The organism is Streptomyces sp. NPDC054842 (assembly GCF_053611025.1).
In genome coordinates, this window is sequence record NZ_JBSGZN010000045.1 from 49,665 (window position 1) to 64,235 (window position 14,571).

The window sequence follows — 14,571 nt, forward strand, 5'->3', positions numbered from 1 at the left end:
GGTGGGCCGGTCGCCGTACGGGCGGCGGGGTTCGGGACCCCGCCGCCCGCGGGCGATCGGCTGGCTGTCGGCGTGAGGTGCGCGCTACGGCAGCACGTTGATCTTGAAGGTGGACGTCGTGTTCCTCACGTCCTGCGCGTTGTCGCTCATCTTGAGGTTGTGGAAGGTGACTTCACCGACGGCGGGCCCCTGGCCGGCCTCCGGCATCTCGTTGGCCCACAGGCCGAACCCGGACTTGGCGTCGAACGCGTCGCCGCTCTTGTGCGCTCCGGTGATCGTCACGTCCGTGAGGACGGTGTCCTTGATCGGGAACTGGGGCTGTCCTCCCACGTAGTTGGTCTGGAACATGATCCCGCTGTACGTCGGGTCGACGATGTCGACGTTGTTGACGCGGATGCCCTGGAAGACCTTCGAGGCGGAGAACATCCAGATGCCGGGGAAGGTCTGGGAGCCCCAGAAATGGCCGCCCGAGCGGACGACCGAGATGTTCTCCAGGGTCGTGGGAGCCGTCCCGAAGCCGTTCATCGGGTAGCCGAAGTCCAGCGAGCTGACGGTGATGCCCGAATAGACCAGGGTGTCGGCGATGTGGATGTTGCGGAAGGTGTTGTCGTACCCGCCGTAGACGGCGACGCCCGCCGCGCGCCAGGTCAGGATCGACGTGAGGTTCTCGTACAGGTTGTTCTTCTCGTCGGCTCCGCCCGCGTCGATCGCGGAGAACAGCGCGAAGCTGTCGTCGCCGGTCGCCCGCGCCTCGTTGTTGACGACGTGGTTGTCCGTGCTGCCGTTGGTCATGTTGATCCCGTCGGCGAACATGTCACGGATCCGCGAGTTCTTGATGGTGATGCCGTCGGTGTTGGCGCCCCAGTAGAGGCACACCATGTGCTCGTTCCAGATGTTGTCGATGGTGATGTCGGAGACGTTGGCGAAGTCGAACACCTTGCCCGGGCCGTCGATCCGCGAGGTGTAGTTGCCGAAGTACGCGAAGTTCGCGAACGACGATCCCTTGGCACTGGCCTCGGCCCGGAAGCCGATGTCGGTGTTCTCCTGCGACGACGGGGCGTGGAAGCGGGTGTACCAGGGGCCCGCGCCGACGACCTGGACCGCCTTGCCGTAGACCTGGAACTTGCTGGACGTCTCGTAGTCGCCGGCCGGCAGGTAGACGCCGACGAGCTTGCCGGTGGTGTCCATGCGCACCTTGTCGAGCGCGTTCTGCACGTCCTGGTGGGAGAAGCCGGCCGGCACGGTGTACGTCGCCGGGTCCGGGTTGGGGATCGCCGACGCCTGCTCCAGGCTCACGAAGTCGATCGCGTACCTGGAGTCGTTGGCGGCGTCCTTCTGCAGCCGTATCCGGCTGCCCGCCGGGACGGTCTGGCCGAGCATCAGGTTCGCCTCGTCGTAGATGTGCCGAGGTGATCCGGAGCCCGGCGAGTTGCCCGGTCCGGTCTCCGCGCCGTACAGCCAGGCGTACTTCGACGTGAGGTCGACGGCCTTGAGAAACTTGCCGTCGACGTAGACGTTCAGGGTGGAGTTCGTGCCGCCGCCGCCCGCCGCGTCCGGGATGGAGAAGCGGGTCACCAGGGTGTTGGCGGCGGCCTTGGTGGTCCATTCCACGTAGTTGCCGGTGCTGTTGAGGGTGACGGCCTTGCGGCCTGACGCCTCGCCGGCGATGTCGCCGACCGTGCGGTTGGGTCCGACGGTCTGCGCGCCGCCGCCCGTGGTGCCGTCCTCGGCCTCGTACATGTCGTACGGCATGTTGGCGCCGCGGCCGACGAACAGGGGTTGGCTGCTCGTGTTGTTGTCGCGCTTGACCGGGAGTTCGTTGGCGTCGGCCGCGACCACGGTCCTGACGGTGAACTTGCCCTTGCCCGCGGTCCAGGTGCCGATCTTCACCGCGGGGGCGGTGTCACCCGCCGCGATGGCTCCGTCGTAGGAGCCGGTGAGCGTCCTGACGGTGGCGCCGGAGGAGTCGAGTACCGTCAGCGTGATGCCGTGGGCGCCGCTCGCGGAGGCCACGGTGCCCTGGTTCTTCAGGGTGACGGAGAAGGTGACCGTGTTGCCCTCGGCGGGGGCGCTGGGCGACCAGCCGACGGAGGCGGCCACGAGGTCGGAGCTGGAGACGGGCTTGACGACGAGGGAAGTGGGGCTGGTGTAGGAGTTGTTGCCCTCGTCCCGTTCGACGACCTTGTTGCCCGGGTCGGCGACGGCGCCGACCTGGTAGGTCCCGGCGTCGCGGGCTCCGATGTCGGCGGTGACCGTGGCCGAGGCCCCCGCGGCGAGCGCGCCGACGTCGGCGGTGCCCGCCTTGGTGCCGCCAAGCCGGAACTCGACGTCGGTGGCCTCGGAGGCCTGCGTGCCGGAGTTGCGGACGGTCGCGGTCAGTTTCACGGCGTCGGACTCGACGGGGCTCGCCGGCGCCGAGGTGATCCCGGTGACCTGGAGGTCAGGATTGGGCGCCGGGGTGCCCAGGACCTGGAACTCGGCGATCTGCCCGGCCGAGGAGCCCGAGTTGGCGGTGATCACCAGCTGGACGTCCGCGACGCGGCCGGCGACGGGGACCCGGACCGTGTTCCCGCTCGCCGGGTCGAAGGTGTAGTCCTTCGCGGCGGCCAGGGTCGTGAACGAGGTGGCCTTCTGTTCCCGGCCGAGCACCTGGACGCGCTGGGTCCGTGCCGCCCAGGCCGCGTCCGGACTGAGCTTGAGGACCACGGTGTCGACGTCGGCGTTGGCACCGAGCTTGACGGTGAGGCTGTTCGGGTAACTGCCGGGCCCGCCTTCCCAGTACGTGCTGGTGCGGTCGTCGTTGGCGTTCTCCGCGACGAACGTGAAGACACTGGAGGAGGCGGAGACGGGTTTGCCGACGGCGAGGTTCGCGCCGTCGCCCGTGGAGCCGTTGCGGGTGACGGTGTTGCTGTCGGCGGACTGGTTGCCCGCCGCGTCCTTGGCGCGCACCCGGTACGTCACCGTCGCGGACGCCGGCTGCGTGTCGGTGTACGTCGTCACGTCACCGTCGACGCTCTTGCGCAGGGCGCCGTTGGCGTAGATGTCGTAGCCGGTGACCTTCACGTTGTCGGTGGAGGCCCGCCAGGTGAGGCGGACCTGGCCGCTGGTGGCCTCGGTGAACGCGAGGTCGGCGGGGGCGGTCGGCGCCTGGGTGTCGCCGGAGTCCCCCTTGCGGGTGACCGTGTTGCTGTTGCCCGACTGGTTGCCCGCGGCGTCCCTGGCGCGCACGTAGTACGCGACGGTCGCCGACGCCGGCTGGGTGTCCGTGTACGTCGTGACGTCACCGGCGACGGAGGTCCGCAGCTCGCCGTCGGCGTAGACGTCGTAGCCGGTGACCTTGACGTTGTCGGTGGCGGCCTTCCAGGTCAGCTTGATCTGGCCGGTCGCGGGTTCGGTGTAGGCCAGGTCGGTGGGGGCGGTCGGCGCCTGGGTGTCGCCCGTGGCCGGCCCGTACACCTCCAGCTCCGACAACTGTCCCGCGGGCTGGCCGGTGTTGGCCGTGACGAGCATCCTGACGTAGCGGGTCGTGGTGGCGTTGAAGGCCACGCTCTGCGACAGGTCGTTCGCCTCGTTGAACGCGTAGCCCTTCGAGGCCGTCAGGTCCTGGAAGTCCGAACCGGTCGCGCTCGCCTGGAGCTTGAGCGTCTGGGTCCGCGCGCCCCAGCCGGACGGCAGCCGCAGCACCACCCGGTCGACGCGCACCGACGAGCCGAGGTCCACCTGGATCCACTGCGGGAACTCGCCGTTGCGGCTCTCCCAGTAGCTGGCCCGGTTCCCGTCGCCCGCGTTGGCGGCGACGTACGTCTGGGTCGAGCTGCTGGCGGTGAACGGCCTGCCGGCGGCGAGGTTCCCGGTGGAGTCGCTCGCGCCGTGCACCTGCAGTTCCGAGAGCTGCGCGGCGGACCAGCCGGTGTTCGCCGTGACGGTTATCCGCACGTAGCGGGCCTGGGTCGCCGGGAACCCGATCGTCACCGTGTTGCCGGCGCTCTGCGTGAAGGCGTACGAGGCCGAGGACTTGATCGTGTCGAAGCTCGTGCCGTCGCCGCTGCCCTGGACCGAGAGGGTCTGGTTCCGGCTCTCCCAGGCCGCGGGGAGCTTCAGGACCACCTCGTCGATCCGGGCGGCGGCGCCGAGGTCGGCCTGCACCCACTGCGGGAAGCCGGAGCCCGAGCTCTCCCAGTAGGTCGCCGCGTTGCCGTCGGTGGTGTGGGCCGCGCCGTACTCGGCCTTGGAGCTGCTCGCCGTGGCGCTCCGGCCGGCGGCGAGATCGGGGCCGCCGGCCGCGGCGGCCGGCGCGGTGAGCGCGGGGAGCCCGATGAGGGCGAGCGCTGTGGTCAGCAGGGCCGCCAGCAAGCGGCCTCTCCAACGGTGTCTGATCATCCTTCTCCTGCCCTGGAGCGGTGTCACGGGGGGACGCGGAAGAGATACGAGAGAGCAAGGGTCGCGTTTTTGCGGTCAGTTGTTGGAGAGTTGCATGCTGATGTTGTTGAGTCCACACTCGGCGCAGAGATAGTTGCCGCTTCTTGTCGAGCAGGACACAAGGCGAACTGGGGCGTGCGGAACGGGCGTTGCGGGGTGTACTCCGGCGCCGCCTGGGCAGTAAGCGCTCGCCCCGTACCCCTGTGCCGAGGAGGACACCCGTCCATGGCGTCGCCGGAAAGGCCGCTCGACCACCGCTACCGGGACGAACACCCGGTCCGCACGCTCGCCTACCTGTTCCGCGCCGACCGCCGGCGCCTGGCCGCCGCGATCGTCGTCTTCACCGTGAAGCACAGCCCGGTGTGGCTCCTGCCGCTGATCACCGCGTCGATCATCGACACCGTCGTCCAGCACGGGCCGATCAGCCGGCTGTGGCTCAGCACCGGCGTCCTGATGGTCATCCTGGCGCTCAACCTGCCGCTGCACCTGCTCTACGTCCGCCTGCTCTACGGCAGCGTGCGCCGCATGGGCACCGATCTGCGGTCGGAGCTGTGCACCCGGATGCAGCAGCTGTCCATCGGCTACCACTCACGGGTCAGCGCGGGAGTCCTCCAGGCAAAGGTCGTCATGGACGTGGAGACCGTCGAGCAGATGGTCCAGCAGACCGCCGAGACCGGACTGGGCGCGCTCACGGTGCTCACCGGCGGACTCGTCGTCATCGCCGTCCGCACCCCGCAGTTCCTGCCGGTCTTCCTGGTCGTCGTGCCCGTCGCCGCCCTGCTCGTGGCCCGGCTGCGGACCCGGCTGCGCACCCACAACGAGCACTTCCGCCACGAGGTCCAGCACCTGTCCTCGCGGGTCACCGAGATGACCCGCCTGATCTCGGTCACCCCCGCCCACGGACTGGAGGGCAAGGCGCTGCGGCGGATGGACAACACGCTGCGCCAGGTGCTCAGTTCGGGTCTGCGGCTGGATCTGCTCAACGGGCGGTTCGGATCGCTGGCCTGGGTCTTCCTCAACGTCGTCGGCGTGCTCTTCCTGACGGCCGCCGCGCTGGTGTCGTACTACGGCGTCTGGAGCGTCACGGCGGGCGACGTCGTCATGCTCAGCGCGTTCCTCACCACGCTGACCAACTCCACGACGACGCTCGCCGCGCTGGCACCGGTCATCTCCAAGGGCCTGGAGTCCGTGCGCTCGGTCGGCGAGGTGCTCCAGGCGCCCGAACTGGAGGACAACGAGGGCAAGGAGGAGGTGCGCTCGGTGCGCGGCGCGGTCACCTTCGAGCGCGTCGGGTTCGCCTACGACGAGAACAGGGCGGCGGTGCGCGACTTCTCGCTGCGCGTCTCCCCCGGCGAGACCGTCGCCCTGGTGGGCGCCTCGGGGGCCGGCAAGTCCACGGTGCTGAACCTCGTGATCGGGTTCGTCCGGCCCACGTCGGGCCGGCTGCTGCTCGACGGGACCGACATGAGCACGCTGGACCTGCGTACCTACCGGCGCTTCGTCTCGGTGGTGCCCCAGGAGTCGATCCTGTTCGACGGGACGATCCGGGAGAACGTCGCCTACGGCATGGACGACGCCGACGACACGGTGGTGCGGGAGGCGCTGCGGGACGCGAACGCGCTGGAGTTCGTCGACCGGCTCCCCGAGGGTCTCGACACGCTGGTGGGCGAGCACGGGGCCCGCCTGTCCGGAGGTCAGCGCCAGCGCCTCGCGATCGCCAGGGCGCTGATCAGGGACCCCCGGGTGCTGATCCTCGACGAGGCGACCTCGGCGCTCGACACGCACTCGGAGGCGCTCGTGCAGCAGGCGCTGGCCCGGCTGCTGCGCGGGCGGACGACGTTCGTGGTCGCGCACCGGCTCTCCACGATCCGGGACGCGGACCGCATCGTCGTGATGCGGGACGGGGCGATACGGGAGATCGGCTCGCACGAGGAACTGCTGAGCCGCAACGGGGCGTACACGGCGCTGCACGGGTAGGGCGGCGACGCCAGGACGGGACCTGACCGTCGGCCCGGCGGGGCGCCCGGCGAGGCGGCGTGCCGACCGGGCCCGGCCGGCCCGGGCAGGGCGTGCGCGCGCACTGTCCGGGCGGCGGGTCCGGATGCTACTCGCCGGCGTGGACCTTCTCCAGGGCGGCGAGGTCGATCTTGCTCATGGCGTACATGGCCTGGGTCGTGCGCGCCGCCTTCACCGGGTCCGGGTCGGCGATCATGTCGATGAGCCGGGACGGGAAGACCTGCCAGGACAGGCCGAACCTGTCCTTCAGCCAGCCGCAGGGACCGGCCTCGCCGCCGTCCTCGGTGAGGCGGTCCCAGTAGTGGTCCACCTCTTCCTGGTCGTCGCAGACGATCTGGAAGGACACCGCCTCGCTGAACGTGAACTGCGGCCCCCCGTTCAGCGCGACGAACTTCTGGCCGTTGGCCTCGAACTCGACGACCATCACGGAACCGGCGGGGCCGGGCCCCGCCTCGGTGTAGCGGCCGACCCTGCCGATCCGGGAGTTCTTGAACACCGAGACATAGAAGTCGGCGGCCTCCTCGGCGCGGCCGTCGAACCACAGACACGTGGTGAATCCGTCGGTGGACATGTGTACCTCCTCGGGCGGGAACCTCTTCACCTGTAACGACCGATCCTCGTCCGGAAACTCATCGGTCGCACGGCGGGCCGTCCGGCACCCGGCGCCCAGCGGCACCGCGCCGGGCACGCCGGAGCGGGCCGAGCGACGATCCGGACGGCGGGACCGAGGCGCCGACCGAGGACGGACGGCCCGCAGCCGTGGCCCGCGTCGAGGTCCGGACACCCTCGGCCACCGGCCGCCGACCGCAGGGAGAGCGTCGTTCCTCCGGGCCCACCCGGTACGTCGTCGCGGCGGTCCGGGCCGGCGAGGACAGCGCCCCCGGGCCGACCGCCGTCCGGACCGACCGGCTCGCGCCCCGGCGGGCGCGTGGGCCACACCGGGCCACTTCGCCACCGCGTGAGCGGGGATAACATCCGCGCACATGACCACGCCGCAGGACGCCACCCCCCTCATCCGGCCCTTCACCATCGACATCCCCGAGAGCGACCTGGACGATCTGCGCCGGCGTCTCGACGCCACACGCTGGCCGGACGAACTGCCCGGCGTGGGCTGGGCATACGGAGTTCCCCGCGACTACCTCCGCGAACTCGTACGCCACTGGCGTCACGCATACGACTGGCGGGCGGCGGAGAAACGTCTCAACGAGTGGCCGCAGTTCCGTACCGAGATCGACGGAGCCACGGTTCACTTCGCGCACATCCGCTCCCCGGAACCCGATGCGACCCCGCTCGTCATGACGCACGGCTGGCCCGGCTCGATCGCCGAATTCCAGGACGTCGTGGGCCCGTTGACCGACCCCCGGGCACACGGCGCGGATCCCGCCGACGCCTTCCACCTCGTGCTGCCGAGCATTCCCGGATTCGGTTTCTCCGGACCCACCCGGGAGACCGGCTGGGAATTCAAGCGGGTCGCGGCCGCGTTCGCGGAGCTGATGCGGCGCCTCGGATATCAGCGGTACGGGACACAGGGCGGCGACTGGGGAGCGGCCATCTCCCGCGAACTGGGCCGGATCCGCCCCGAGGAGGTCGTCGGCGTCCATCTGAACCTGCTGCCCTCGGGGTCCGCGACCTCGGAACCGACGGCGGAGGAACTGGCCCCGCTGACCGCGGACCAGAGGGAACGGACGCTCGCGTCGTGGCGGCGCGGCCGGCGGTGGGTGAGGGAGGAACAGGGATACGCCGACATCCAGGCCACCCGCCCGCAGACTCTGGCGTACGCGCTGACGGACTCACCCGTGGGACAACTCGCCTGGATCGTCGAGAAGTTCCGGCAGTGGACGGACGCGCGAGAGCGTCCCGAGGAAGCCGTCGACCGGGACCAGCTGCTCACCGACGTCATGCTGTACTGGCTGACCGGGACGGCCGGTTCATCCGCCCGTATCTACTACGAACGCGCGCACGCCGCCTACTGGGGTGAAACGCCCGCGCCTTCCTCCGCGCCCACCGCACTCGCCGTCTTCCCGCACGACAATTTCCTTCCGCTGCGCCATGTCGCGGACCGCACGAACACCATCGTGCGGTGGACGGAATTCGACCGGGGCGGACATTTCCCCGCGATGGAGGAGCCCGGCCTGCTGGTGTCCGACGTGCGGGCCTTCTTCCGCCAGTTGCGCGAGAGCGGGGCGTACTGAGCGCCCGAATCCTCGGACCCCTCTGCCCGTGGCGAATCTGCTGCGGGCAAAGAAAGCCGGGTTCGGGGGACGTCCGGGCCGACAGTGGAGTGAGCGGCGAGGCAGCCGCCCACGACAAGGAGGACCGATGACAGCACTCATCACCGGCGGATACGCGGCTTCGCGGCCACGGGCCGAAGAGGGCGACACCCCGGCGACACGCTTCGACGACCATCTCGCCGCGCAACTGCTCGGCCAGCGCATCGTGTTCCTCGGCACCCAGGTGGACGAGGTCTCCGCGAACCGGGTCTGCGCCCAGTTGCTCCTGCTCTCGGCGGAGGACGCGCGGACCGACATCAGCCTGTACATCAACAGTCCGGGCGGTTCGGTCACCGCCGGTCTGGCGATCTACGACACGATGCGGCTGATCCCCAACGACGTCTCGACGCTCGCCATGGGGTTCGCCGCGAGCATGGGGCAGTTCCTGCTGAGCGTCGGCGCGCGCGGCAAGCGCTTCGCCCTGCCGAACGCGCGGATCATGATGCACCAGCCCTCGGCCGGCATCGGGGGCACCGCCGCGGACATCGAGATCCAGGCGCAGAACCTGGAGTTCACGAAGAAGGCCATCGAGCGGATCACCGCGGAGCACACCGGGCAGACCGAGGAGACGATCTCCCGGGACGGCGACCGCGACCGCTGGTTCACGGCCGAACAGGCGCTGGAGTACGGGATGGTGGACCGGGTCGTGGAGTCCCTGGAGGACGTCCGGCCCGCCGCGTCCCGCCGACGGATGGGGCTGTGACATGGGTTCCTACACGATTCCGAACGTCGTCGAGCGGACCCCGCAGGGCGAGCGGTCGTACGACGTCTTCAGCCGGCTGCTGTCGGAGCGGATCATCTTCCTGGGCACGGAGATCGACGACGGTGTCGCCAACGTCGTCATCGCGCAACTCCTCCATCTGGAGTCGTCGAGCCCGGAGAACGAGATCGCGATCTACATCAACTCGCCGGGTGGTGCCTTCACTTCACTGATGGCGATCTACGACACGATGACGTTCGTGCAGGCGCCGATCTCCACGTTCTGCGTGGGGCAGGCGGCGTCGACGGCCGCCGTGCTGCTGGCCGGCGGGGATCCCGGGCGGCGGTTCGTGCTGGAGCACGCGCGGGTGCTGCTCGGTCAGCCCGCGAGCGGCGGACGGCAGGGAACGGTCTCGGACCTCAGCCTCCAGGCGAAGGAGATGCTGCGGATCCGCTCCCAGGTGGAGGAGGTGCTCTCCCGGCACACGCACCACGACGTGGCGACCCTGCGCGCGGACATGGACCGCGACAAGGTCTTCACGGCCCGGGAGGCGGTGGCGTACGGGCTGGCCGACGAGGTGCTCAGCCGCCGCCTGGCGACGGTCTGAGCCCCGGGGGGGGCGCGCCGCGCGGACCGTCACCTGCCGACGGAGGCACCGGCGCACGGACGGCCGCGTCCGGCCCATGGGTCGACGGGCGGCCGTTGGCGTCCCGGCCGATGGGTCGCCGCTCGAACGGCCCCGTCCCGGCCAACGGGTCGGCGCACGAACGGCCGCATCCCGGCCCATGGGTCGACGGGCGGCCGTTCGCGTCCCGGTGGGGGCGTGGGTGCCCGGCCCCCGACGACGGGCGGACCCTCCTGTCGTGGAAGCGCCGCCGGACGGCCCGCGTCGGCGCCGGGCAGAACGTCACCCGGGCCGGGCCGAACCGCCCGGATCACCCGGCCGCCGGCCGTCCGACTCGTCGCACGGCCGGCTCGTCGGTCCCGGTCAGGCCGCCAGGCACAGGCCGTTGTACGGCGAGGCCGACGGCGCGCGCCGGCCGTGACCGGCACGGCTGCCGGTCGAGCGGGCCCCGGCGAGGCGCACGAGTTCGCCCTGGGCCAGGGACAGCAGATCGCCGAGGCCGAGCCCCAGGGCGTGGGCGGCGGCCGCGAGGACCTCGGACGAGGCCTCCTTGCGGCCGCGCTCCAGCTCGGAGAGATAGGGCATCGAGATCCGGGCCGCGTCGGCGACGTCCTGGAGCGTGCGCTCCTGGGCGAGGCGCTCGCGGCGCAGCACGTCACCGACCAGGTCGCGGAGCAGCGGCTCCCTGGGCGCGGGGCGGCCGCCGGGCGCCCCCTGGGGCGGGCCGGCCGGCCGCGGGCCCTGCGGCGCGCGGGCCGCGCGGGCGCTCGGCGAGGCTCCCGCCGCCGGGCGGAGGGGAATGACGCGGGCTTCGTTCGGCACGTGGTCGCTCACCCTCCCAGCGTAGGAGCGCCGCGCGCCGGACGACCGGCGTTCCGCTGTCGGTGGAACCGCGGCTCGTGGCACTGTGCCGGGAAACGGCAGGTGCGGGAGGCGGGTCATGGAACTGCGGGACACGTTCGGCGCCGCCCGGAACGGTCTCCTCGCGTGCCTTCGCGAGCTGATCGACACCCGTCACGCGGGCCGCGTCACGAAGCGCCACCTGCACGAGCTCCGCACCGTCGGGCGTCCCGCCGCGGACGTCCGCTGAGCCGCCGCCGCCCGCCCTCCCGCCGACCGGCGCCTGCCTTCCCGACCGTCGTGGCGCCGCGTCCGTGCACGGAGACGGCGGGACCGGTGAGCGGAGTTCTCCTCCCCCTGGCCGGAAACCGACCGTGACCGCTCCGGTTCCGGAGCGCCCTCGCGTACAACCCTTGTGGCTCACGCGGTGTCGAACAGGGCGCCGGAAAAGGAACGGGCCCTTTCCGGACACCCCCCGGCGTTGCCCGGCCATCCTTTTACCAAGGAGCCGCTCGTGCGCAACAACCGTTCGGCCGCCCTCGCCGCGGCCTCATTCCTTCTCGTGACCGGCGCCGCCATCGCGGCCGCCCCCTCCGCCTACGCGGGGACACCCGGCGGCACGCACGCCGACGACCGCAACAGCGACTTCAACGGCGACGGATACGAGGACGTCCTGGTCGGCGCGCCGGGCGCGACGGTCAGCGGCCAGAAGGGCGCCGGTCTGGTCACCGTCCAGTACGGCTCGTCCCGCGGCATCGGCACCGCCAACGCCGCGCGCTTCAGCCAGTCCACGTCCGGAGTCGCGGGCGCCGCCGAACCCGCCGACGGCTTCGGCACCTCGGTGGCGACCGGCGACCTGGACGGCGACGGCTACGACGACGCGATCGTCGGCATCCCCGGCGAGGACCTCGGCACGGTCAAGGACGCGGGCGGCGTCGCGGTCCTGTGGGGCTCGGCCTCCGGCCTCCACGGTTCCGCCAGCGACTGGCTGGAGACCCAGGAACCCACCGCGGGCGAGCGGTTCGGCTCGGGACTGGCCGCCGCCCACTTCACCAACGAGACCCCGGGCGATCTGCTCGCCGTGCTCGACCGGGACGACCTGGAGCTGTTCGGCTACGACGCGGGCGCGCCGAGCTCCCTCAGCCGCGAGTCCCGGCAACGGCTCTCCGCACAGGCGGAGGAACGCGACATCACGCCCAAGTCGCTGACCACCGGCGACTACGACGACAACGGCCACGCCGACCTCGTCGTGTCCGGCGTGACCACGGGCGCCGAGCCGGGGCACGGCTGGTCGGTACTGCTGTCCGGGCAGGCGGACGGGCTGACGTACGCGCGCGAACTGCGCGGCGGCCCGGTCGCCGCGTCCGGTGACATCAACGGCGACGGCTACGACGACCTGGTCACCGGTGAGCCGCACTCCCCCGACGACGGGGGCGAGTCGATGACCGGCGGCCTCCTGGGCGTGCGTTATGGGGGCCCCGACGGGCCCGCGGCCGAGCCCCGGTGGTGGACGCAGGACTCCCCCGGCGTCCCCGGAACCGCCGAGGCCGGTGACGGCTGGGGCACCGACCTGTCCGTCGCGGACACCAACGGCGACGGCTACGCGGACGTGGCGGTGGGCGCGTCCGGCGAGGACGTGGGCACGGTCGCCGACGCGGGTGCCGTCTGGGTGCTGCGCGGTACGGCCGCCGGACTGACCGGGAACGGCGCCAAGTCCTGGGACCAGAACTCGGCGGATGTCCCCGGCATCGTCGAGAAGGGCGACAAATGGGGCGGCCAGGTCCGGCTGACCGACCCGAACGCCGACGGCCGCTTCGGGCTGCTGGCCTCCGCGCCCGGCGAGAACACGGGTGACGGCTTCGTGTGGGTGCTCTCCGCGGGGGCCGGCGGCATCTCGGCGACGGGGTCCTGGACCTTCGACGCGGCCTCGCTCGGGGCGCCTTCGCTCGACGCGGCGTTCGGGGCGGCCATCGACGAGTGACGCCCGGCCGGCGCGCGGCCGCGGTCCGGCCGCGCGTCTCCCCGCCCGTCCGCTGCCGCCTCAGCGGGACCGGACCGGCGGCGTCCGCGGGGACGCGAGTGCCCAGGGCCCGCCGTCGCGGCGGTGGGGCCGGGACCCTCGTCCCGACGGTGAGCCCGGACCGCCGTCGTCTCCGGCACCGGAGCCCGGTGAAACCGAAGCCGGGCCTTCGTGGTCCGTGACGGCGGGACCGCCCGGGCGTTGTGCAGGGCGGCGGGCCTGCCAGGGCGTTGTGCGTGGCGGCGGGACCAACGGCCCACGGGCGCCGGGCCCAAGGACCCGGAGGGCTCGGGCCCTTGGGGCCGGCGTACGGCGGCAGCCGCCGGGTAGGTCCCGTCGGGAACGATCACCGGCGACGGTCGATCACCGTCAACGACCGTCCACCGGGAGAACACCGTGCCGATGCTCCACCCCGCCGGCCAGGGCGACCTCGTCGAGCGGTACGACACGCCGCGGGTGCCGCACGCCGGGAGCGGAGGCCCCGGAGTCCGCCGCCGCATGGACGGACCGGCGTACGCGCGCTGCGTCGCGACCGGTACCGGGGAAGTGGACGCGGCCCTCCTCGCCGTCCGCCACCGGACACCCGGAGCAGGCACATCCGTCGGCTCCGCACCGATGAGATGACGGATCGTCAGAAAACTCGCCCCGAAAAAGCAGACATGGGTTCGGACTTACGGGGTAGTCGGCCAGACACGATGCTTGGAAGGGCGAACAGTTTCGTGGGAGAGGTAATGGACACCGTCACCGCCGCGAGCCGGTCGAAGGTCACCCAGGAGTCCGCCCGGACCGGAACTGGTCAGGAGGCGCTGCCCGTCGTCGAGGATCCACGTGCCGTGGCTCCGCGCGACGCGAGGGAGTTGTCCCGTCAGTTCTTCCAGCGCCTCGCGGAGCTCGAAGAGGGCACGCACGAGTACCAGTACGCGCGCAACACGCTGATCGAGATGAACATGTCGCTGGTCCGCTTCGCGGCGGGCCGCTTCCGGCACCGCGGCGACGACCTGGAGGACATCGCCCAGGTCGGGATGATCGGCCTGATCAAGGCCATCGACCGCTTCGAGATCTCGCGCGAGGTCGAGTTCACCTCCTTCGCACTGCCGTACATCGTCGGCGAGATCAAGCGCTTCTTCCGTGACACGACGTGGGCGGTGCACGTCCCGCGCCGCCTCCAGGAACTGCGCGTGGAGCTGGCCAAGGCGCGCGAGGAACTCTCCAGCCGCCTGGACCGGGACCCGAGCGTCGCGGAACTGGCCACGCTGATGAACCTGTCTGAGCAGGAGGTCGTGGAGGCCCAGATCGCCTCGAACGGCTACAACTCCTCCTCCCTGGACGCCGCCCTCACGGGCGACGGAACCCAGGACGGGGAAGCCGTCCTCGCCGACTTCATCGGCGTGGAGGACGACGGCATGCGCCTCGTCGAGGACTTCCACACGCTGGCCCCGCTGGTGGCCGAACTCAGTGAGCGCGACCGGCAGATCATCCACCTGCGGTTCGTGGAGGAAGCCACCCAGGCGGAAATAGGAGAACGCCTCGGCTGCTCCCAGATGCACGTCTCGCGGCTGATCAAGCGGATCATCACGCAGCTGCGCAACGGCATGCTCGACGACGTGGAGCGCGTCGAGCGGGCCTGACGGTCCGCGTCCGCCCCGACGGAAACGGCCGGTGGCGCCACCCGGGACAACTC

At 71.4% G+C, this 14,571-nt stretch carries 11 protein-coding genes; 8 read left to right on the forward strand and 3 right to left on the reverse strand.

Going from position 1 to position 14,571, the window contains the following annotated elements; translation table 11 throughout:
• Positions 1 to 84 precede the first annotated feature (84 nt).
• Positions 85 to 4,380 (reverse strand): discoidin domain-containing protein, encoded by a 4,296-nt coding sequence (locus ACWGIS_RS28710; protein WP_453365359.1) that lies wholly within the window; start codon positions 4,378 to 4,380, stop codon positions 85 to 87.
• A 264-nt stretch (positions 4,381 to 4,644) separates the two neighbouring features.
• Here ACWGIS_RS28710 and ACWGIS_RS28715 point away from each other — a divergent pair, with 264 nt between their 5' ends.
• Positions 4,645 to 6,396 carry an ABC transporter ATP-binding protein gene (locus ACWGIS_RS28715; RefSeq protein ID WP_453365360.1) on the forward strand — a complete coding sequence of 584 codons (1,752 nt, stop codon included), beginning with the start codon at positions 4,645 to 4,647 and terminating at the stop codon, positions 6,394 to 6,396.
• A gap of 127 nt (positions 6,397 to 6,523) precedes the next feature.
• On the opposite strand, the gene ACWGIS_RS28720 is transcribed toward ACWGIS_RS28715, so the two are convergent.
• Positions 6,524 to 7,006 (reverse strand): VOC family protein, encoded by a 483-nt coding sequence (locus ACWGIS_RS28720; RefSeq protein WP_453365361.1) that lies wholly within the window; start codon positions 7,004 to 7,006, stop codon positions 6,524 to 6,526.
• A gap of 412 nt (positions 7,007 to 7,418) precedes the next feature.
• Here ACWGIS_RS28720 and ACWGIS_RS28725 point away from each other — a divergent pair, with 412 nt between their 5' ends.
• The 3 genes from ACWGIS_RS28725 to ACWGIS_RS28735 all read left to right on the forward strand — a co-directional run bounded on the left by ACWGIS_RS28725 (position 7,419) and on the right by ACWGIS_RS28735 (position 10,012).
• Positions 7,419 to 8,627 carry an epoxide hydrolase family protein gene (locus ACWGIS_RS28725; protein ID WP_453365362.1) on the forward strand — a complete coding sequence of 403 codons (1,209 nt, stop codon included), beginning with the start codon at positions 7,419 to 7,421 and terminating at the stop codon, positions 8,625 to 8,627.
• Positions 8,628 to 8,754: 127 nt separating this feature from the next.
• Positions 8,755 to 9,408: an ATP-dependent Clp protease proteolytic subunit gene (locus ACWGIS_RS28730; RefSeq protein WP_453365363.1), complete on the forward strand. Its 654-nt coding sequence runs from the start codon at positions 8,755 to 8,757 to the stop codon at positions 9,406 to 9,408.
• A 1-nt stretch (position 9,409) separates the two neighbouring features.
• Positions 9,410 to 10,012 carry a ClpP family protease gene (locus ACWGIS_RS28735; protein WP_453365364.1) on the forward strand — a complete coding sequence of 201 codons (603 nt, stop codon included), beginning with the start codon at positions 9,410 to 9,412 and terminating at the stop codon, positions 10,010 to 10,012.
• Between the two features lie 381 nt (positions 10,013 to 10,393).
• Here ACWGIS_RS28735 and ACWGIS_RS28740 read toward each other — a convergent pair whose 3' ends face one another.
• Complete coding sequence (locus ACWGIS_RS28740) at positions 10,394 to 10,864, reverse strand: helix-turn-helix domain-containing protein (protein ID WP_453365365.1); 471 nt, start codon at positions 10,862 to 10,864, stop codon at positions 10,394 to 10,396.
• A 106-nt stretch (positions 10,865 to 10,970) separates the two neighbouring features.
• Here ACWGIS_RS28740 and ACWGIS_RS28745 point away from each other — a divergent pair, with 106 nt between their 5' ends.
• The 4 genes from ACWGIS_RS28745 to ACWGIS_RS28760 all read left to right on the forward strand — a co-directional run bounded on the left by ACWGIS_RS28745 (position 10,971) and on the right by ACWGIS_RS28760 (position 14,518).
• Positions 10,971 to 11,120, forward strand: coding sequence for a hypothetical protein (locus ACWGIS_RS28745; protein ID WP_453365366.1), 150 nt, complete (start codon positions 10,971 to 10,973; stop codon positions 11,118 to 11,120).
• A gap of 264 nt (positions 11,121 to 11,384) precedes the next feature.
• Entirely contained in the window at positions 11,385 to 12,851 is a 1,467-nt protein-coding gene (locus ACWGIS_RS28750; protein ID WP_453365367.1) for an esterase, read from the forward strand.
• A gap of 441 nt (positions 12,852 to 13,292) precedes the next feature.
• Positions 13,293 to 13,514: a DUF5133 domain-containing protein gene (locus tag ACWGIS_RS28755; protein WP_453365371.1), complete on the forward strand. Its 222-nt coding sequence runs from the start codon at positions 13,293 to 13,295 to the stop codon at positions 13,512 to 13,514.
• Positions 13,515 to 13,621: 107 nt separating this feature from the next.
• Positions 13,622 to 14,518, forward strand: coding sequence for an RNA polymerase sigma factor SigF (locus ACWGIS_RS28760; RefSeq protein ID WP_453365368.1), 897 nt, complete (start codon positions 13,622 to 13,624; stop codon positions 14,516 to 14,518).
• Positions 14,519 to 14,571 lie beyond the last annotated feature (53 nt).

Coding starts and splice junctions, on each gene's coding strand:
- ACWGIS_RS28710 (WP_453365359.1), bottom strand. CDS start 4,380: ATGATCAGACACCGTTGGAGAGGCCGCTTGCTGGCGGCCCTGCTGACC.
- ACWGIS_RS28715 (WP_453365360.1), top strand. CDS start 4,645: ATGGCGTCGCCGGAAAGGCCGCTCGACCACCGCTACCGGGACGAACAC.
- ACWGIS_RS28720 (WP_453365361.1), bottom strand. CDS start 7,006: ATGTCCACCGACGGATTCACCACGTGTCTGTGGTTCGACGGCCGCGCC.
- ACWGIS_RS28725 (WP_453365362.1), top strand. CDS start 7,419: ATGACCACGCCGCAGGACGCCACCCCCCTCATCCGGCCCTTCACCATC.
- ACWGIS_RS28730 (WP_453365363.1), top strand. CDS start 8,755: ATGACAGCACTCATCACCGGCGGATACGCGGCTTCGCGGCCACGGGCC.
- ACWGIS_RS28735 (WP_453365364.1), top strand. CDS start 9,410: ATGGGTTCCTACACGATTCCGAACGTCGTCGAGCGGACCCCGCAGGGC.
- ACWGIS_RS28745 (WP_453365366.1), top strand. CDS start 10,971: ATGGAACTGCGGGACACGTTCGGCGCCGCCCGGAACGGTCTCCTCGCG.
- ACWGIS_RS28755 (WP_453365371.1), top strand. CDS start 13,293: ATGCTCCACCCCGCCGGCCAGGGCGACCTCGTCGAGCGGTACGACACG.
- ACWGIS_RS28760 (WP_453365368.1), top strand. CDS start 13,622: ATGGACACCGTCACCGCCGCGAGCCGGTCGAAGGTCACCCAGGAGTCC.